Origin of the sequence: Zymomonas mobilis subsp. mobilis ATCC 10988 (assembly GCF_000175255.2) — a bacterium.
Classification (GTDB): Bacteria; Pseudomonadota; Alphaproteobacteria; order Sphingomonadales; family Sphingomonadaceae; genus Zymomonas; species Zymomonas mobilis.
The window spans coordinates 1-20,405 of sequence record NC_017262.1; the positions used below are offsets into that span (position 1 = coordinate 1).

Below are 20,405 nucleotides of genomic sequence, written 5' to 3' on the forward strand. Positions count from 1 at the left end.
ATTTTTAAGACTCTTGTCGCTTCCCCCTTGATTGGCGGGGATTGCTCTTCCAAAAAGCAAGAACATACCGGATCATATTTGAGTCTGTTATTTAGGCTTCAATAGACAAAGAATCAGATATGTCGGGTCTCCGCGACAAGAGGCTCAAGAGCGCAAAAGCTGTCTTTTCAAAAGATACAGTTTGCCGGAAATACACTCTCCATTGATACAAGGCAAAGCAAAGCGGGGTAGTAGAATAGCGTGCTGAATCCAGTGCAAAAAGAAGGTGGAGATATGCAGCCCCCGTCACAGGACTGGGCTTCATTACTGCCAGCTGCATGGAGCGAAGCGCGCCAGATATTGCGCAAAAAATGCGGCAGCCGGACTTTTGAAAGCTGGCTTAAATCCCTGATGCTTGCCGATTTTGATAGCCAGAAAAAAATCATTCGCTTGGCTTGCCCCAGCGAATTTATGGCTAACTGGATATCCTCTCATCTGTCAGATGAGCTTTTGCTGGCATGGCGGACAGTCTGGCCGGGCATTGCCGAAGTCAAGGTCAGCGTCCGTAACCCAGAATCGCAACCTTTGCTCCTCGATGTTACCGAAATAGAATTACCGCTAGGGGATCAACCTCGCCCATTGCCGAAAAAACCGGCAAAGAAAAAACAATCTGTTCCCGCCACACCCAAAAGCACTAGCCCTGAAAAAAAGGCGGAGGGTGAGGATCAAAATCAATTCGAAGAACGCTATAATTTCGACAATTTTGTTGTCGGTAAAGCAAATGATCTAGCCTATCGGGCGGCTTGCACTTTTGCCGAAGGTGGCAAACTCGATTTCAATCCGCTTTTTCTCTATGGCGGAACGGGGCTTGGAAAAACCCATCTCATGCATGCCGTGGGCATTGAATATCTCAAACGGCATCCGAACAGCACGGCTTTGTATATGTCGGCTGAAAAATTCATGTATGATTTTGTCGCTTCGATGCGCGCCAAGGATACCCATAGCTTCAAAGCCCGCCTGCGTTCTGCCGATCTTCTGATGATTGATGATGTCCAATTCATTGCCGGAAAGGATTCCACACAGGAAGAATTCTTTCACACAATGAACGAGGTCATCACCGCTGGCCGTCGTCTGGTTATTTCTGCCGATCGCAGCCCACAAGATCTTGAACGGATTGAAAGCCGTATTCTATCCCGTTTGTCATGGGGCTTGGTGGCTGATGTCAATCCGGCCGATTTCGAGTTGAGATTAAATATTATCCTCAAAAAACTCGAAGCCATGCCACAGGTCTCAATGCCAGAAGATATCGTTTTCTTTCTGGCCAAACGGATTTGTACCAATGTGCGGGAATTGGAAGGCGCGCTTAATCGGGTGGTTGCCTATGCAACGCTTTCCAATCGCCCCATCAATATGGATTTCGTTACCGAAACCTTGGCCGATCTCCTTCGGACAACGCAACAGCGCGTAACGGTTGAAGATATTCAAAAACGGGTTTGTGACCATTATCACCTTAAATTAGCGGATATGAGTTCTAAAAGACGGGACAGGGTTATTGCTCGCCCACGCCAAGTTGCGATGTATCTTTCAAAGCAACTTACTTCCCGTTCATTACCAGAAATCGGGCAACGTTTTGGTGGGCGCGATCACACCACGGTTATTCATGCCATTCGGCAGATAGAAAAGCTGCGGATAACGGATGAAGATGTCGATTCGGATGTCCGTTTGCTGATGCGCCAATTTGAAGGCTAACCGCTTTTTTTAGAATAAGGGTTGAATGCCTCGCTTGTGATTTTTATGAATCACTTTCTTTCCTATTCCCGACCAACCATCCGAATTGAGAATTATGCTTAGTTTTTCGGCTATTACTGTCCGGCTTGGAGGCCAACTTATCCTTGATCAGGCCACGGCCAGCCTACCACCCGGTAGCCATGTCGGCTTAATCGGTCGTAACGGGGCAGGGAAGTCAACCTTAATGAAGGTGGTTGCCGGTTTATTGGAAGCCGACAGCGGCGAATTATCCATGCCGCGCGGGACACGGATCGGCTATATAGCACAGGAAGCGCCCGAAGGATCAGCCACGCCTTATGAAACTGTATTGGCGGCTGATGAAGAACGTTCGCGCCTGATGGAAGCAAGCGAAACGGAAAGCGATCTTGAAAAACTGGCCGAAATTCATGAAAGACTGAACACGATTGATGCTTATACCGCGCCAGCAAGGGCAGCGCGTATTCTGGCTGGTCTTGGTTTTGACGAAACTATGCAGCATCAACCGCTTTCGGCTTTTTCAGGTGGTTGGCGGATGCGGGTCGCCTTGGGCGCACTTTTATTCTCAGCGCCTGATCTGTTGCTGTTGGATGAACCTTCCAACCATCTTGATTTGGAAGCCGTGCTTTGGCTTGAAAACTTTCTGCGGGGATATCGTGGGACGTTACTTTTAATCAGTCACGAACGCGATTTTCTGAATAAGGTTGCCGACCATATTTTGCATTTACAGCAAGGCAAGCTGACCCTTTATCCGGGGGGATATGATGCTTTTGAAAGACAGCGGGCAGAAAGACTCTCCCAACTCGAATCGGCACGTAATCGGCAATTAGCCGAAAGGGAAAAATTACAAAGTTTTGTCAATCGTTGGCGGACAAAAGCTCATTCTGCCCGTCAGGCACAAAGCCGGATGAAAGCACTGGAAAGAATGGAACCGATTGCCGCTGCGGTCGAAGATCCATCACTCAGCTTTTCTTTTCCAAGTCCCGATGACAATCTGAAACCGCCTTTAATCACGCTAGATCAAGCTGCGGTCGGTTATGATGACAAGCCGATTTTGACCAAGCTTAATCTGCGCATCGACCCTGATGACCGAATCGCGTTCATCGGTCGGAACGGTAACGGTAAGACAACCTTGGCAAAGCTGATTGTTGGCCAATTGCCTACAGTCGATGGCCAGATGGTTACTTCTTCCAAGATAAAGGTAGGCTATTTCACCCAATATCAAGTGGAAGAACTGGATGTTGACGATAGTCCGCTGGACCATATGACGCGGCTTATGCCGGGCGCGTCAACAACAGCCGTGCGGTCACAATTAGGGCGTTTTGGTTTTTCGGGTGATAAAGCGACCCAAAAAGTGGGCAGCATGTCTGGTGGTGAAAGGGCAAGATTGGCCTTGGCATTGATTACCCGCGACGCACCTCATCTGCTTATTTTGGACGAACCAACGAACCATCTTGATGTAGATGTTCGGCAAGCCTTGATCGAGGCTTTGGCTGATTATCAGGGCGCCGTTATCATCGTTTCCCATGATCGCCATATGTTAGAATTAACTGCAGACCGCCTCATTTTGGTCGATAATGGTAAAGCCACTGATTTCGATGGCGATTTGAATGATTATACCAATTTCATTTTAGGCAAATCTGATAAACCCACCTCAGATGCTCCGGTAAAAGCACAAGATAAAAAAGCCGACAAGCGCGCTAGGGCAGAAAAAAGGCAACAAAACAAAGCCTTGCGCGATGAAATCAAAAAACTTGAAGGTGAAATCAGCAAGTTAACTTCTCGCAGAAGCGAGATAGATCAGGCTTTATTTGATCCCGATCAGGCCTCTCCCAAGGACAAAAAACTGACCGTTACCCAGTTAATGAAGTCGCGCGCTGATATTGAAGACGAAATCAATAAAAAAGAAGCGATCTGGCTCGAAAAAAGCGAAATGCTTGAATAGCTTGGGTGAAATATCACTTTTTATCTAGCGTGTAGGCGGGTTCTTTTCTAAAAGCCCGCTTCCATGCTCAAGGAAAGCGCTATAGATATCCCACTCTCTTGGATGTCAACTGCGTTATAAAAGTCTCTATTCGCGGTAAAAGGGACTAATCCGCAAAAAGATGTCGCTTTTTATTTTATTTTTTTGCGTTTCTAACTAAAACTACTATGACAAAACAAACTAGCTTGAAATTTCTTTTAAGATTTCTTTGAAGAAATCGCTGGTTCGATTATGCGTAATTAGGCAAAAACACGCTTTTCGTTTGATATGCGATGCTTTTTGGCAACATTTTGAGCTATATGTGTGCTTGCACCGCTCGCTTGCTTTGTTTAGTTACGATAGTAATCCGTAAGGGTTTGATTGAAAGGGGATGACAATGCGTAAGCTGGCCATTGTGGCTGCGCTCGCCTCTAGCGCAATAGCTGCACCGGCGCTCGCTCGCGACGGTGCTTGGTATGTCAGCGTCGACGGCGGTGGTCTGTTCGTCGAAGACATACATTATAAACTTCCGAACGCCCAGTCTGCTAGAATGGGTAACAAAGCAGGCTATGATGTCGACGCCAATGTTGGTTACGACTTCGGGCCGTTCCGTGTTGAAGGTGAAGCTGCCTACAAAAGCTCCAATAATGGGAACTTTTCGGCAGGTGGTACCACGGCTAAAAGCCATGGTTCAACCGATGTCTTGAGCTTCATGTTGAACGGTATGTTCGACTTTGGCGGCAAAAATGACGGTGTTTCCGGCTTTATCGGAGGCGGTGTCGGTGTCGCTCGCGTCGCACTTAACCATTATTCATTAGGTGGCGGTAACAGCTTCGCCAACGATAACGATGCCCATTTCGCATGGCAGGTCATCGCTGGTATCCGTAAGCCGGTCACCAAAATGATCGACTTCGAACTGAAGTATCGTTTCTTCAACGTAAACGGTTTGAATTTCCGGACGACCGACATGGGCAACATGTCTGGCCGCTATCGTTCGCATAGCGTCTTGGCCGGTCTGGTCTTCAACTTCGGTGAACCGAAGGCTGCTCAGCCTGCGCCTCCTCCGATGCCGGCTCCTCCGCCTCCGACGCCACCGGCGCCTCCGCCCCCCGAAGAACCGCCTGCGCCACCGGTCCCAGCTATTCCGGGGCCGTTCCTGGTGTTCTTCGACTTTGATAAGTATAACATTACGCCAGAAGCGGCTTCTATCCTCGACAACGTTGCGTCTTCCTACGCCCAGACTGGGCAGGCTCGCGTGGTTGTTGCTGGTTACACCGATACCGCAGGTCCGGCTAAATACAACATGGGTCTGTCACAGCGTCGTGCAGATTCTGTTAAAGCTTATCTGGTCGGCAAGGGTGTTCCTGACGATGCAATGGCTACCGAAGCTTACGGTAAAACGCATCTTCTGGTTCAGACGGCTGATGGTGTTCGTGAACCTCAGAACCGTCGCGTCGAAATCACTTTCGGCCCGGGTTCAGGTCAGTAATTTTCACTGCCTTTTTAGGCTTCAACAAAAAAAGGCCGGTCATTTTGACTGGCCTTTTTTTATCTTTTGCAGTCTACTTCCTTGTCGCTCTTTGCCTTTTCGACAAAATACAGAATGTAACTGTCTTTATGGGCATGATGAGGCTAAGCTCTTTTCATAACAAAAGATAAGAGGTGCCTCTCATGGGTAATCTTCAACAGTTAGCTCTCGATGCAGATATCGCCGCAGTGAAACAGCAAGAAAAATTGCTGCGCTTACCGGAATTTAATGAAGATATTGCATGGCAACTCGGCTCTTATATTCGCCAGATTGCTGTTCAGAAAAACTACCCGATTGCGATTACCGTCGCCCGTTTTAATCAGCCGCTTTTTTATTGTGCTATGCCCAACAGCTCACCCGACAATAAAAATTGGCTCCGACGGAAAGCCGCAACAGTCGCCCATTATTACACCAGTTCCTATGCCGTTGGCCTAAAGTTGAAGAAAAAAGGCGTTACAACCTTATCTGGCTATGGCCTCGATGATAAAGATTACGCCACGCATGGTGGGGCTTTTCCAATCACGGTAGAAAAGGCTGGTATTGTTGGATATATTGCCGTTTCAGGCTTAGATCAAAGAGACGATCACGCTCTTGTCGTTCAAGCCTTGGCTGTTCATCTTGGCCTTCCGGCTGAAAAAACAGCGCTCGAATATCTGACCCAAGATAGCCTTGGCAAGGCAAGACTTGATGAAACCATTGTCTGACGATATCACTTGTTATAAAATTTGATATCCTCAACAATTTGTTACAATCTTATTCATCATAGTATAACAATTCGTTGAATATAATTTCTCTGCATTCAGGTCAAAATACGACCTATTTTGCCTGTCAGAGGCGTTATTTTCTGGAAAAAAGTTATCTTATATCGGCTTGAAACCTCCTATTCTCATGCTGATATAGGTAGCAACAATATCTCAATTGGAGATTATCTATTATGGCAAATTGGAATGATTCCCGGATGACCGTGACGGAATCTGCTGCGCGTGGCCGTAACGGAGCTTCGGAGCGGGACGCCGGTCTTCGCTCCTATATGCTTTCGGTTTATAATTATATGGCTGGCGGTGTATTGCTTACCGGCATTGTTGCCTATCTTGTGGCACATTCAGCCTTAGGCGCGGCCATTATTTTCTCACCTTTGCGTTGGCTGGTTATTCTGGCGCCGCTGGCTTTTGTTTTCGCCCTTAGCGCTGGTGTAAACCGCTTCAAGCTTTCGACGTTAAAAACGCTTTTCTGGTCTTATGCGGCCGTCATGGGACTTTCGATGGCGGTGATTTTCTTCGTCTATACCGGCACGTCTATTGCCCAGACCTTTTTTGCAACGGCTGCTGCCTTTGCAGGGCTCAGTGTTTTTGGCTATCTGACGAAGAAGGACTTGTCTGGTATTGGTAGCTTCCTGATTATGGCTGTTTTCGGCTTGATCGTAGCCTCTTTACTGAACATGTTCATTCACTCTTCATCGCTGCAATTCGGTATCAGTGCTTTAGGCGTGCTTATTTTTGCTGGCCTTACCGCTTATGATACGCAGCAAATCAAAAGCATGTATTTCATGACTTCTGGTGGTGAATACGCCGGTAAAATGGCAGTGATGGGCGCTTTAAGCCTCTATCTGGACTTCATCAATATGTTCAGCTTCCTGCTGAACTTCATGGGTGACCGTCGCTAATCACCTTAATTGATTGCTAAAAAAGAAAAGCCCGAAATTCTGTTTCGGGCTTTTTTAGTATAAAGAGTAAATTTTCAGGCTTTAAGCGCTTTATTTCGGCTGTTGATTGGCCTTTTGGGTAACGTTGGGTTTCGTAGAAGAGGCCACCGCTTGCTCTTTCTCTAACTTTTGCTCTCCCTTATTGATTTTATGAAGCAGGCTTTCTTTGGGATTAAGGTTAGCTGCCAAAAATTCAGCGCTACGCTTCCACGCCTCATTTGCAGCCACTTCATTATAAGCAGGCTGGGTTTCATTCATAAAACCATGTCCGGCATTGGGATAAAAATAACATTCCAATGGCACAGAGGCGCTTTTTAGGGCTGACACCCAATTTAAAGCCGCCGCATTAACCGCAGAATCCGATGTGCCGAAATGAAGCTGTAACGGCGCTTTGATATGGGCAGCTTCATTCATAGGGGGCGTCTCGCTATAATAAGCGACTGCTGCCGCTAACGCATCTTGGGCTTGCGCAGCAGTATATTGAGCCAGTTTGCCACCCCAACCAAAACCGATAGCTCCGACTTTTCCTGTAGAATAGCGCTGATTTTTAAGCCAATCGACCGTCATCGCGGCATCTTTGACAAGCCATGACCAATCGACACCCCTTAGCAAGGCGCGTGTTTTGGCCGGATCGTCCGGCATACCACCCCAAGCAGACAGAAAATCCGGTGCCAAGGCAATATAGCCATTCAATGCCATTTTACGGGTATATTCCCGCGTGGCAAAATCCAGCCCTTGCTCGTCATGGATAATGAGAACAGTCGGTAATTTATTTCTGGCAGCGGCCGGTACCGCAATATAGCCATGCATCAATTCCCCATTGGTAACCCGCCAATTAACCCGATGGGTATTCAGCAAAGGATTATCGTCCCCTTTATCAATCGGAAAAGGGAAGGACTTCTTTGCAGGGGGATTTTCTTCTGCTGCCAAAGCGCGTCCTATAACCGTCTCTGATAACAGACCAGCCGTCCCAAATTGTAGAATTGCTTTTCCAAGACGGCGGCGGTTAATCGCCTGATCTCTTATTTTGTCTAAAAAAAGGCCTTTTAAAGCCATAAAAAACCTCTTCTAAATAGCACCATCGACAGCCGACAAGTCTTCTTTCAAAAGTCGGTTAATCAAATCTTCGGCACAACGATTTAAAGCCTCGCGATCGACCGAGCGGATTACCAGATTGACTCCACCGCTGCCATTTCGGAAAAAAGGATAGCTTCCCAATTTGCAGAGGGCATGATCTTTCTCGGTTTCTTGCAAGATTTTGGCAATCTGGCTTTCACCATTCCAGCTTCCGACAGTGCGGGATAGAACAGGTTTCCCACCGGATAAAGTGCCGTTCAGACTTTCAAGCATGGCTGTTACAATTTTAGGCACACCGGCCATGATAAAAATATTGCCGATACGGACACCGGGCGCACCAGAAACCGGATTTTTAATCAGTGTTGCTCCTTCTGGTGTTCTTGCCATCCGGAGCCGGGCAGGGGTCACACCGCCACGATCGGCATAATAGGCGTCAAGACAGGCTTTGGCCTCGGGATGAATAATAACGGGAAGCCTCAAAGCCTGACTGATAGATTCTACAGTAATATCGTCATGGGTCGGGCCAATGCCACCAGTTGTAAATAAATAGTCATGATTGTCTTTCAGGGCGAGAACGGCCTCTCCAATGGCCTGACTGTCGTCAGGAATAACCCGAACTTCCGCTAACCTGATTCCCTGCATGTTCAACCATGAAGCAATCTGGGCAATATTTCGATCTTCGGTGCGTCCAGACAAAATTTCATCACCGATAACCAACAAAGCGGCCGTCCATACGCGATTATTTGTTGTCATTTTCAGTCCGTCCTTTTCCTCTTTCCTCTGATGCGGCAGATATTCCGAATCCGAAAACGGAATATGTTAATGCGGCTCGCAAAGGGAAAGCTTATTGGTTATAGCAGAAGTTATGACCGAATATATCCATGTCAAAGAAGGTGATGCGGCTATTCGTACGCATGCCATCAAACTTTACGATGAAAACGCTTTTGCCGGAATGCGGAAAGCAGGCCGATTGGCGGCTGATGTTCTTGATGCGTTGGTGCCTTATGTCAAACCGGGCGTCACTACCGAAGCCCTTGATACTCTGGCCGATGACCTGATCCGTCAGGGCGGCGGTGTTTCTGCCTGCCGTTATTACCGCGGTTATCCGAAATCGGTTTGTATCTCTGCGAATCATGTGATTTGCCACGGTATTCCGGGGCCAAAAGCACTCAAATCAGGCGACATCATCAATATTGATGTGACCGTTATTGTCGATGGATGGCATGGCGATACCAGCCGGATGTTCTTCGTCGGGGATGTGCCTTTAAAGGCTAAAAAACTGGTTGATGTGACCTATCAGGCTTTAATGCTTGGCATCGAACAGGCCAAACCCGGAAATCATATCGGCGATATCGGCTATGCTATCCAGACATTGGCTGCCAAACATCGCTACGGCGTTGTCCGTGATTTCTGCGGCCATGGTTTGGGCAAGGTTTTCCACGACCGACCAGAAGTCGTCCATGTTGGTATTCCGGGTGAAGGTGTTGAGTTAAAGCCGGGGATGCTGTTCACGATTGAACCGATGATCAATATCGGCAAGCCGGATGTCAAAATTCTGGATGATGGTTGGACATCCGTTACCCGCGATCGTTCACTTTCCGCCCAGTTCGAGCATTCTATCGGCATCACAGAAAAGGGTTGCGAAATCTTTACAAAAAGCGCAGCCGGATTAGATGCACCACCTTACCAGGTATAACATTGTTATTTTATAACAAAAATTCATGATAAGCTATCATACATAATTTGGGGATAGTGAATATAATGCAAAGTATTCGTTTCTTTTCCGATAACGCTGCCACTGTCGCAGCCCCCGTCATGGATGCTATTATCGCCGCCAATCAAAGCGACATGGCTTATGATTCCGATAAATGGAGTCAGAAACTTGACGCTATTTTCTCGGAATTATTCGGGACAGACGTAACGGCTCATTGGGCAGTCACCGGAACGGCGGCCAATGCCCTGTCTTTATCCGCTATCTGCCCGCCTTTTGGGGGGGTCTTATGCAGTCAGGATGCCCATGTCCAAACGGATGAGGGGGGCGCTCCTGAATTTTATACCGGCGGTTCCAAATTGCTGTTGGTTCCAGGTGAAGGCGCTAAAATTACGCCCGAAGCCTTAAAGACAAGAGCTGAAGCGATTGCTGACAGCGTCCATATGGTGCAACCTCATGCGGTGACCATTACCAATTCAACTGAATTAGGTCAGGTTTACACACCAGAAGAAACAGCGGCTATTGGTGCCGTTGCCCGTGAAAAAGGCTTGCGTTTCCATCTGGATGGCGCCCGTTTTGCTAATGCGGTTGCTGCTCTCGGTTGCAATCCGGCTGATCTGACATGGAAAGCCGGTGTTGATTTGATGAGCTTCGGCTTTACCAAAAATGGTGCCATGGCCGCAGAAGCGATCGTTTTCTTCGATCGTGAGCTTGCTGCCCACAATAAACGTCGCCGGAAACGGGCAGGTCATTTGCTGTCCAAAGGTCGCTTCATTGCCGCCCAAATCGAAGCCATGTTGAAAAATGATTTATGGCTTGATCTGGCGCGTTCTTCCAATACCGTTGCCAAACGGATTGCAGAAGCTGTTGATCCCAAAAGACATGCCTATCCGGTCAAAGCCAATGAAGTCTTCTTATTCATCTCGATGGAAGAACGGGCAGAATTGCGGAAACAGGGCTTTGTTTTCTATGACTGGGGTCATGACAAAATTCGTCTGGTTGCCTCATGGGATCAGCCGGAACATGAAGTCGTTGCATTAGAAAAAGCCTTAAAGGCTTTATAAAAAGAAGGTCGGATAACCATCCGAAAGAGGGGATAGAATGAACGAAGCAGAAAGGGAGAGTCAGTCAGAATCAAAGCTGACATCCCCCAAGGTATTTTTGCCTTTTTTGCTGGTAATTTTGATCTGGAGTACGACATGGATTGTCATTCGGGATCAATTACATTCTGTCCCCGCGAACTGGTCAATTTGTTACCGCTTTTTTGTCGCCGGATTGCTGATGATGCTCTTCTGCCGGATAAAAGGGTACAAATTGGCCTTGGATCGTGGCAACCAATTTTTCTGCATAACCGTTGGCCTGCTTTTGATTTCCGTTGATTACGGTTTTCTTTATGCGGCTGAAAAACATATCACTTCGGGGCTGGTTGCGGTTGTCTTTGCCCTTATCATTATCCCCAACAGCTTTTTTGCACGGGTTTTCTTAGGCAAAAAAAGCTCACCTTATTTTATTCTCGGTGCTGTTTTGGCCGGTATCGGCCTAGGCCTGCTTTTCCGTAGTCAGCTAGCTTATTTGCCAGATCGAACGGAAATGAAATTAGGTCTGGGCATGTCTCTTCTGGCGGTTCTGGCCACTTCGCTGGGTGAAATTCTACTCTCAACCCCACGAGGAAAATCACAACCGATGCCGGTCTTTTTGGCATGGTCAATGCTCTGGGGTAGTCTTGGAATCGGTTCGGCGGCTTTCTTTCTGGATGGCGCACCGGTTATCGGCGGCATAGCCTATTTGGGTGGGCTACTATACCTCACACTTTTTGCCTCGGTGCTCGCCTTTGTTTTATATTTTTATGTTTTACATATCATTGGGCCCGATATGGCAGCTTATGCCCATGTGTTAAGCCCCGTGCTCGCGATGGTCATTTCGACGCTCTATGAAAATTATATCTGGAGCAGCTCTGCCATTGCAGGCAGCATCATGGTGTTGGCAGGCCTTCTGCTCGCTATGAAATCACAAAAAAAATCAATACGTTCTGTCATGGTAAAGGCAAGGATCGATTAAATCCGCTTATCAAGCTTCGATCCGCTTCCTTTCTTGCACAATCTTCAATCAAGGTCAGGAGATAAATATGTCAGAGAATCACTCTGATACGCCCGTGGTCATCCACCGTCATGCCTACAGACCTCCTGATTGGCTGGTGCCGACAATCGCGCTTGATTTTGCCCTTGATCCTCAAAAAACACGCGTCAAGGCACGCCTTCAGGTAAAACGCAACGGCGACCATAACCGCCCTTTAAAATTGGACGGTAATAACCAAAAGCTTCTTGCTTTTTCAGTTGACGGGCAGGATGCCCAATCACAGGTAAAACAGGAAAAAGAGGGTCTGGTTATCGCGCTTGGCGGTGAAGCCCATACGATCGAAACCGAGGTAGAAATTTCGCCCGAAAGCAATTCCCAGCTTATGGGACTCTATGCTTCTTCGGGACTGCTTTGCACTCAATGCGAAGCCGAAGGCTTCCGCCGGATCACCTATTTCCCTGATCGTCCTGATATTCTCAGCCGCTATACCGTCAGGATGGAAGCCGATGAAAAGGCTTTTCCAGTCTTGCTCTCCAACGGCAATCTGACTTTGGAAGGCAAAAGCGAAAATGGCCGCCATTTTGCGCTTTGGAATGATCCTTTTCCGAAACCCTGTTATCTCTTTGCCTTGGTCGCGGGTAATTTGGCTGCGTATCGTGACGAATTTATAACCCAGTCAGGCCGTAAAGTTGCGCTCGCTATCTGGGTTAGACCGGATGACATCAACAAGACTCATCACGCCATGAATGCCTTAAAAATGGCAATGGCATGGGATGAAAAGGTCTATGGCCGCGAATATGATCTTGATCAGTTCAATATTGTGGCAGTTGATGATTTCAACTTCGGTGCCATGGAAAATAAAAGCCTGAATATCTTCAATTCACGCTATATTCTTGCCGATCCTGATACCGCAACCGATGCTGATTACGATGCGATTGCAGGGGTCGTTGCCCATGAATATTTCCATAACTGGTCAGGCAATCGCGTCACTTGTCGCGACTGGTTCCAGCTTTCTCTGAAAGAAGGCTTCACCGTTTTCCGCGACCAAAGTTTTTCGGCCGATCTCGGCTCTCCTGCGGTCAAACGTATCGAAGATGTCCGTAGCTTGCGGGCGGCTCAATTTCCCGAAGATGCAGGGCCTTTAGCCCATCCGATCCAGCCCGATAGCTATATCGAAATCTCGAATTTCTATACAGCAACGGTTTATAATAAAGGAGCAGAAATCATCCGAATGATGCATCAGTTGCTAGGTGCAGAAAAATTCAGGAAGGGAACTGATCTTTATTTTGAACGCCATGATGGTGAAGCGGCTACCTGCGAAAATTTTGTCGCTGCCATGGAAGAGGCAAGCGGGGTCGATCTGACGGATTTCCGCCACTGGTATCATCAGGCAGGTACGCCTGAATTAAAAGCCAGTTTGAAATGGGATGGCGCGACAAAAACAGCAACGCTTACTTTGTCGCAAAAAACAGCCGCCACACCATCCCAACCTGAAAAACAGCCAGTTGTTTTACCTGTCGCGATAGCCTTAATTGGCAAGCAAACGGGTAAAAATCTTATTGGGGAACAGTTGCTCACGCTGACCAAAGACAGCGAAAGCTACCGTTTTGAGAATCTGGCTGAAGAACCGCTTCTTTCAATCAACCGCCATTTCTCGGCACCTGTTACGGTTGAAAACCAAGTCAGCCCCGAAGATCTCGCCTTCCTTTCGGCCAATGATGATGATCCTTTTGCTCGCTATGAAGCCATGCAGCAATTGATGCTTGATTTCATGGTTGCTCGCGTGCGGGGTGAACAGGTCGATCCAAAAACGGTTATCAATGCGGTTGAAAAAACGCTGACTAACAAAGATTTGGATAACGCCTTCATTGCCGAAGCCGTTATTCTGCCTTCTGAAAATATGGTCGGCGAAAAACTCGATATCGTTGATCCGAAACGGATTGCAGAAATCCGCGATGATCTCCGTAAAATGCTGGGGCAGACGCTCGAAAAATTGTGGCAGCAAGCCTATCAAAGCTGCGAACGGCCAAGCTACCAATATACCCCCGAAGCCGTTGGGGCGCGTCGTTTGAAAAATGTCGCACTCAGCTATCTGGCAGCTGGGGAACTGGCTGATGCGCCCAGCATAGCATGGCTACAATTTGAAAAAGCCGACAATATGACCGATCGGCGCGGCGCTTTGGATGTGCTGGTTAACGGCTTCTCGCCAGAAAGAGAAAAGGCGCTCACCGCTTTTTATGAACGCTATAAAGGCAATGCGCTGGTTATTGACAAATGGTTTGCGGTTCAGGCTTTCTCAACCCGTCCAGATGTCATAGAAAATGTGAAGAAACTGGCAAAACATCCTGATTTTACACTGAAAAATCCGAACCGTGCGCGCGCTTTAATTGGCAGCTTCGCTCATAATGCCCGCGCTTTCCATGATTTATCAGGGGAGGGATATCGCTTTGTCACGGATATGGTCATCGCGCTCGACAAGATCAATTCGCAGACGGCGGCCAGAATGATTGCACCCTTTGGCCGCTGGCAACGCTACGGTTCCGATCGGGCAGAAATGATGCAGAATGCCTTGAAACGCATTTTATCCACGCCTGATTTGTCCCGTGACGTGTTCGAGCAAGCCTCAAAAAGCCTGCTTCCGAACAAAGCCTAAAACTGAAATGACCTAATCAATAAATAATCCCTCAACAAAAAAGGCTGCCTTTCATGGCAGCCTTTTTTATCTCGAAATAGATCCTGTTATGTCGGATATGACCGACTTACCGCACAATAATCACTTAAAATTCTTCATAGCGGGCAGGGTCTTGGTCGGCCAAGCGGCCATCAGGCCGTGCTAAAGTCGCGATTATTTCTATATCCTGCGGCGACAGCTCGAAATCAAACAAGGATAGATTTTCAATCTGACGCTCTTTGCTAGAGGCTTTCGGAATCGGTATCGCTCCAAGCTGGACATGCCAACGCAAAATAACCTGCGGGATAGACTTACCCAAGCGATCCGCAATTTTTTTAATCGTGTCGTCCTGTAGCAACTTGCTGGCACGTCCCAAAGGACTCCATGACTCGGTAACAATGCCATGGGCTTTATCCCATGCCCGCTGCTCTTCCTGCGGAAAATAGGGATGCAATTCCACCTGATTGACAACCGGCGTTACACCTGTCTCTTTAATCAGCCTTTCCAGATGTTCTGGTAAAAAGTTACAGACACCAATCGAACGGATTAACCCTTTTTTTCGGGCTTCAATTAAGGCCTGCCACGCCTCGACATAGAGATCTTTGCTCGGATTAGGCCAATGAATCAGATAGAGATCATAATAATCAAGCTGTGCCCGATAAAGCGACTCCTCGACCGTTGCAATGGCCTCTTCAAAATGATGATGTCGCCCCGGTAATTTGGACACGATCCGCAATTTATCACGGGCAATACCGGCCTCGCGAACAGCTTCGCCTACAGCACCTTCATTCTCATAATTAAAAGCGGAATCGAGCAAGCGGTATCCGACTTTAATCGCGCTGACGATATCGGAAACACCGGCCGAACCATTGAGCTTATAGGTGCCAAAACCTACCGCAGGCAAATCATTGCCGTCATTCAGACGGATCGAGGGTATCGAAATAGGGGACATCATACTTCTCCATATAGAGGATGATTCCCTCATCCTGACCCTATTGATAAAGGCTGTAAAACCCCGCTTTCCAAAGAAAACGCTGTCATACGACCATCGGAGCGATTTCTACGATCAATGCTTTAAAAAAGCGAAAGGGGACAATCTATCTGGAATAGGTGAAAAGGGGTGTTTTCAGCGAAATAGAAAAAGCAAAAAAGAAAAAAGGCTCAAATGAAGAAAACCACTCGTCCTTCTTTATTCAAGAAATCTCGATCCGAGGATAAACATTTCTTACCCCAAATAACGACTAATCACCTTTTTCCTTGCCGAAAGAATGCGTAGCGATATCTTAATGGCTTAATGGCTTAATGGCTTAATGGCTTAATGGCTTAATGGCTTAATGGCTTAATGGCTTAATGGCTTAATAGCTGGTGGTATCTCGAAAAAAGAAAATATCCCTATCCCATGGCAGCCAAGCGCTCACGGCCACGCTATTGGGTCACGTTATGGAAATAACCTAATTAGGAAAGTAGACGAAAAAAACACTTTAAACAGAGTAACAGATCTACCCGAAATACATTCAGACAATCCCAATGCAGAAAGTCTTTAATCTATCAGGCGATATATAACCGATTGATCGGAAATAAGATAAATTTTTAAAGAGAAAATAAAACGATAAGGACTATCGTTGAAATGGCTCCCCGAGTAGGATTCGAACCTACGACCTGCCGATTAACAGTCGGACGCTCTACCGCTGAGCTATCAGGGAACACTATGTCAATCACCGCGTTGGGTGTGAAGCGCGTATAACAATCAGCTATGTGTTCTGCAAGCGTTTTTTTCAAAAAAAACACAAAAAAATGAAAGCTATAGATAAAACCCGCCGTCGGCCTATAAATAGGCCTGCGGGTAAATTGGGAAGGTTCATAATGCGGCTTGATGACTACCGAAGCAGCGATAACGTCGAAGACGAACGTGGTGAAGATTTTAGCGGTGGTAATAACGGCGGTGGCGGCGGGTTTAACCTGATTAGCGGCTTGCTCGGCTTTGTCCTTGGTCGTTTCGGTATCGGCGGCGTGATCGTTTTGGTGATCATTTGTTTTATTTTTAAAATAAATCCACTGGGCTTTATAGGGGGTGGCAGTTCGACACAACCCGCGATGGCACCTCATCAGGTGCATTCTGTTCGTTCGGCACAACAGGCCTGCCAACTTAACGCCGCAAGCCTTTTCTCCTGCCGTGTCTTGGCTAGTACCGAAGACACATGGGGCAAGATTTTTGCTGATGCCGGTAAAAAATATAAACCGACAACATTGGTCTTTTATAGTCAAAGAGGTCGTTCAGGCTGCGGTGCAGCAGAATCGGCGATGGGGCCTTTTTACTGCCCAGCAGATCAGCGCGTTTATCTCGATACAGATTTCTATAATGAACTGGTCAACCGCTTCCATGCCAGCGGTGACTTTGCCCAAGCCTATGTTATCGCCCATGAAGTCGGGCATCACGTTCAAGATTTAATGGGCTTATCCGACCAAATCCGTGAACAACAAGCTAATGTCGGCAAAGCTGCCGCTAATGCCCTACAGGTGAGAATGGAATTACAGGCCGATTGCTATGCCGGAGTCTGGGCAGCGCATAACCGCGACCGGATAGAAGAGGGCGATGTCGAAGAAGGTATGCGGGCAGCGCAGGCTATTGGCGACGATACCTTAGAGAAAGCAGCAGGGATGCGACCCGTTCCTGAAAGTTTCACTCATGGCACATCTGCGGAAAGAATGCGCTGGCTCAAACGCGGGATTGATAGCGGCGATCCAGCCGTTTGCGATACCTTCCATCATGATATTGATAGTTAAATTCTGTTGAGATGAAATGTTGTTCATGTCTTTGCGAAAGCGAAAAACACATATTCGGTCAATAAAAAATAATAAATATTTTACCGTAAAAACATAAGGTTATACGCCTTATTTAGTAAAAATTATCAACTAAAATACTCTTAGGATACAGCGATGGCCTTTTTCAAAAGCGTCTATCCTGTATCCTTTTTCTTATCATGACGCTTGATATCCCGCTCTCGACGCATAGCTTGAACAAGCCAATCACCGGAAAATCTGACGACCGTCTATGATTGTAGATATTTTTTCCGCTTTTCTGGCGCACAAAAACATCCTCCCAATATGGGATGCTAGCGGATCAAGGCGCTTCTGCTCGGCATGTAAAAATAGAGCGAGCCTCTGATGAAAAAACTTTTCCATGGAACCTTCCGGTCACTGAACAGCTTCAATTATCGCCTTTGGATAAGTGGAATGTTCGTGTCCAATATCGGGACATGGATGCAACGCATTGCACAGGACTGGCTGGTTCTGGTGCATTTAACCCATCATAATGCGACCGCTGTCGGCATTATTACGGCGCTACAATTCGCCCCTGTTTTTTTACTTTTGCCTTTTTCGGGTTATGCGGCCGACCATTTTGACCGCAGAAAATTTCTGATTTTTACACAAGCGGCTATGGGATTAACCGCTTTAGGGCTGGGGATCCTGACGTTAAGCGGTTTGGTGCGTCTATGGCATGTCTATTTATTCGGTCTCATTTTGGGAGCAATCACGGCGATAGATGCTCCTGCGCGTCAAACTTTTGTTTCTGAACTGGTCAAGGAAGAGGATATTCCCAACGCGGTTGCCTTAAACTCCACCTCTTTCAATAGCGCACGCCTAATTGGGCCCGCGATTTCTGGTTTTCTGATTGCTGCATTTGGAAGCGGTGGCGTATTCCTGCTCAATGCAGCCTCTTTCGGAGCTGTCATTTTGGCGCTTTCCTTTCTGCGCCTTGATGAATTGTATCAAAGGGACAAACCCACAGACCAAAAACACGGTCTATCGGATGGTTTTCGTTATGTCCGCCATCGGCCGGATATCAAAACCATTCTGGCCATGCTTTTCCTGATTTGTACTTTCGGACTTAATTTCCCGATCTTTATTTCAACAATGGCTGTCACGGTTTTTCATGGCGAAGCCCGCCTTTATGGCCTGTTGATGTCTTCTATGGCTATCGGCTCGGTGACAGGCACCTTGTTCGTTGCCGGTCAGGCCAATCCGCATATTCGTCTGTTATTCCTCAGCACAATTCTATTCGGGATAAGCTGCCTTTTAGGGGCTTTAATGCCGGATGCACTGACCTTTGGTCTAGTTTTGGTTCTTATCGGCTTATCGGCGCAGATTTTTACAACCGCATCCAATAGTCTGGTGCAATTATCGACCGATTCCAAGGTCAGAGGACGGGTTGTCGCCATTCTTCTGGCAGTCTCGGTCGGTGGCACCCCTGTCGGTAGTTTATTGATTGGCCGAGTAGCCGATATTTGGGGGGCACGCTACGCCTTAGGCATAGGGGCAATTTCTGGCTTCACAGCCGCCTTGATCGGCTTATGCTATCTCGTCAAATATCATCGATTGCATTTATATTTTAAAAAAGGCGACATCGCTTTTAAAATGAAGGCTGTTGGCGATAAAATAAAACACCCATTCCATCGCAGGTAAATCTAAAAAGAATTTGAGATTTGAAACCATGTCCTTAATAGCTTTTATCGCGGCCGCCTCTCTTCTGACTATAACACCGGGTCTTGATACGGCTATGGTCTTGCGTGTCGCTACAAGCAGCGGAACAGGTCCGGCCTTTATGGCGGGTATAGGTGTGGCTCTTGGATGTCTGCTCTGGGGCATTGCGGCTTCACTGGGTTTAGGTGCTGTTTTACGAGCCTCTGAATTAGCCTATAACCTCATTAAATGGAGTGGCGCGGCTTATTTATGTTGGCTGGGCATAAATCTGCTTATTCACCCCCGAAAAAATCTGGTGGATAGCCTCGATCCATCGATGCCATCAGCGACAAAGGCCTTAAGACAAGGCTTCTTCACCAACATCCTTAACCCCAAAGTCGGGATATTCTACGTTACTTTCTTGCCGCAATTCATGCCGTCATCTAGCCATTTAATTCAATATGCGTTTTTACTGACCTTTATCCATGCCATGATTACAATTCTTTGGTTCGCCATTTTGGCCTTGGCAACAGCACCGCTTCTCCGATTTTTAAAAAGACCGCGATTCTTGTCTGTGATTGATCGCTTAACCGGCTGCGTTTTTATTGCTTTCGGTTTGAAAATCGCTCTTTCCAAGGCCAAATAGCGTTCAAATTTTTGCCCCTGTCACAACCATGACGATTTCAGAATCCTCTTTGGCTTCAATGGATATCGTTTCGACTTCAGCCAATCCGGCCGCATCGCCTTCTTGAAGAGTGCAATTCTCAATTGCGATTATCCCCTTGGAGACAACCAGATAGCCATATCGTTGTTCTTCCAGAGGATAGTTGATGACATCGCCCTTATTCAAAGTCGCGCCTAAAACGGCTGCATCCGCATGAATAGGTAGCGCTTCTTTATCCTCAGGATATCCCGAGGCCAAAACCACAAAACGACCGGCGTGATCTTTTTTCGGAAAGGAGCGGCTTCCCCATGACGGTTTATGGCCTGACTGATTGGGCATAATCCAAATCTGGAACAAGCGAGTATCAGAAGCCTCTCGGTTATATTCGCTATGAATAATACCGGTTCCGGCCGACATAACTTGGACAGCACCGGCCTCTATCCGCCCTTTATTCCCAAGGCTGTCCTCATGGGTTAACGCGCCTTCGCGAATATAGGTAACGATTTCCATATCTTTATGAGGATGCATGCCAAAGCCGGTATCAGGCGCAATCCGGTCATCATTCCACACTCTAACCGCGCCCCAATTTATCCGGTCGGGATCAAAATATCGAGCAAAGGAAAAATGATGTCTGGCTTGCAACCATCCATGGTCAGCAAAGCCCAGATTTTTATAAGGACGCTTTACAATCATATCACTGATCCTTTCCTGTTGTCCCAAGATCAATGACTAGAAGACGTGCTATAGATAATATATAGAAATAATATAAATATATCATTTCTGTATTTTTACTAAATTAAAGCGATTTT

The 20,405-nt window shown here is 47.2% G+C and carries 16 protein-coding genes and 1 tRNA gene; 12 read left to right on the top strand and 5 right to left on the bottom strand.

Annotated elements, in window-relative coordinates; genetic code table 11:
* The first annotated feature begins 273 nt into the window (after positions 1–273).
* From dnaA to ZMOB_RS00030, 5 genes are all read left to right on the top strand, one after another.
* Entirely contained in the window at positions 274–1,728 is a 1,455-nt protein-coding gene (gene dnaA, locus ZMOB_RS00010; protein ID WP_011241150.1) for a chromosomal replication initiator protein DnaA, read from the top strand.
* A 94-nt stretch (positions 1,729–1,822) separates the two neighbouring features.
* The gene (locus ZMOB_RS00015; RefSeq protein WP_014500276.1) at positions 1,823–3,688 is read left to right on the top strand and encodes an ABC-F family ATP-binding cassette domain-containing protein; all 1,866 of its coding nucleotides are present in this window, start codon (positions 1,823–1,825) and stop codon (positions 3,686–3,688) included.
* Positions 3,689–4,103: 415 nt separating this feature from the next.
* On the top strand, positions 4,104–5,195 hold the full coding sequence (locus ZMOB_RS00020; RefSeq protein WP_014500277.1) for an OmpA family protein: 1,092 nt from the start codon (positions 4,104–4,106) through the stop codon (positions 5,193–5,195).
* Positions 5,196–5,377: 182 nt separating this feature from the next.
* Positions 5,378–5,938 carry a heme-degrading domain-containing protein gene (locus ZMOB_RS00025; protein ID WP_011241147.1) on the top strand — a complete coding sequence of 187 codons (561 nt, stop codon included), beginning with the start codon at positions 5,378–5,380 and terminating at the stop codon, positions 5,936–5,938.
* Between the two features lie 230 nt (positions 5,939–6,168).
* Positions 6,169–6,897 carry a Bax inhibitor-1/YccA family protein gene (locus tag ZMOB_RS00030; RefSeq protein ID WP_011241146.1) on the top strand — a complete coding sequence of 243 codons (729 nt, stop codon included), beginning with the start codon at positions 6,169–6,171 and terminating at the stop codon, positions 6,895–6,897.
* A gap of 90 nt (positions 6,898–6,987) precedes the next feature.
* Here ZMOB_RS00030 and ZMOB_RS00035 read toward each other — a convergent pair whose 3' ends face one another.
* Both ZMOB_RS00035 and ZMOB_RS00040 read right to left on the bottom strand, forming a co-directional pair.
* The gene (locus tag ZMOB_RS00035; RefSeq protein ID WP_014500278.1) at positions 6,988–7,992 is read right to left on the bottom strand and encodes a dienelactone hydrolase family protein; all 1,005 of its coding nucleotides are present in this window, start codon (positions 7,990–7,992) and stop codon (positions 6,988–6,990) included.
* Between the two features lie 12 nt (positions 7,993–8,004).
* Entirely contained in the window at positions 8,005–8,766 is a 762-nt protein-coding gene (locus tag ZMOB_RS00040; protein ID WP_011241144.1) for a competence/damage-inducible protein A, read from the bottom strand.
* 112 nt (positions 8,767–8,878) lie between these two features.
* Between ZMOB_RS00040 and map the strand changes: the two genes are divergently transcribed.
* The 4 genes from map to pepN all read left to right on the top strand — a co-directional run bounded on the left by map (position 8,879) and on the right by pepN (position 14,453).
* Positions 8,879–9,709 (top strand): type I methionyl aminopeptidase, encoded by an 831-nt coding sequence (gene map, locus ZMOB_RS00045; RefSeq protein WP_011241143.1) that lies wholly within the window; start codon positions 8,879–8,881, stop codon positions 9,707–9,709.
* A gap of 65 nt (positions 9,710–9,774) precedes the next feature.
* On the top strand, positions 9,775–10,788 hold the full coding sequence (locus tag ZMOB_RS00050; RefSeq protein WP_011241142.1) for a threonine aldolase family protein: 1,014 nt from the start codon (positions 9,775–9,777) through the stop codon (positions 10,786–10,788).
* 37 nt (positions 10,789–10,825) lie between these two features.
* Positions 10,826–11,782, top strand: coding sequence for a DMT family transporter (locus ZMOB_RS00055; RefSeq protein WP_014500279.1), 957 nt, complete (start codon positions 10,826–10,828; stop codon positions 11,780–11,782).
* A gap of 67 nt (positions 11,783–11,849) precedes the next feature.
* Positions 11,850–14,453, top strand: a complete 2,604-nt coding sequence (pepN, locus tag ZMOB_RS00060) for an aminopeptidase N (protein ID WP_014500280.1) — start codon at positions 11,850–11,852, stop codon at positions 14,451–14,453.
* Positions 14,454–14,577: 124 nt separating this feature from the next.
* Here the strand turns inward: pepN and ZMOB_RS00065 are convergent, their stop codons facing one another.
* Together ZMOB_RS00065 and ZMOB_RS00070 are read right to left on the bottom strand one after the other, a co-directional pair.
* Positions 14,578–15,426: an aldo/keto reductase gene (locus ZMOB_RS00065; RefSeq protein WP_237331442.1), complete on the bottom strand. Its 849-nt coding sequence runs from the start codon at positions 15,424–15,426 to the stop codon at positions 14,578–14,580.
* A 673-nt stretch (positions 15,427–16,099) separates the two neighbouring features.
* Positions 16,100–16,174, bottom strand: a tRNA-Asn gene (locus tag ZMOB_RS00070).
* A gap of 160 nt (positions 16,175–16,334) precedes the next feature.
* Between ZMOB_RS00070 and ypfJ the strand changes: the two genes are divergently transcribed.
* The 3 genes from ypfJ to ZMOB_RS00085 all read left to right on the top strand — a co-directional run bounded on the left by ypfJ (position 16,335) and on the right by ZMOB_RS00085 (position 19,578).
* A complete protein-coding gene (gene ypfJ, locus ZMOB_RS00075) occupies positions 16,335–17,255 on the top strand; it encodes a KPN_02809 family neutral zinc metallopeptidase (protein ID WP_014500281.1) in 921 nt (306 codons plus the stop codon).
* Between the two features lie 381 nt (positions 17,256–17,636).
* The gene (locus ZMOB_RS00080) at positions 17,637–18,935 is read left to right on the top strand and encodes an MFS transporter (protein ID WP_011241137.1); all 1,299 of its coding nucleotides are present in this window, start codon (positions 17,637–17,639) and stop codon (positions 18,933–18,935) included.
* 28 nt (positions 18,936–18,963) lie between these two features.
* The gene (locus tag ZMOB_RS00085; RefSeq protein ID WP_014500282.1) at positions 18,964–19,578 is read left to right on the top strand and encodes a LysE family translocator; all 615 of its coding nucleotides are present in this window, start codon (positions 18,964–18,966) and stop codon (positions 19,576–19,578) included.
* A 3-nt stretch (positions 19,579–19,581) separates the two neighbouring features.
* Here ZMOB_RS00085 and ZMOB_RS00090 read toward each other — a convergent pair whose 3' ends face one another.
* Entirely contained in the window at positions 19,582–20,289 is a 708-nt protein-coding gene (locus tag ZMOB_RS00090; protein ID WP_014500283.1) for a pirin family protein, read from the bottom strand.
* Between the last annotated feature and the right edge of the window lie 116 nt (positions 20,290–20,405).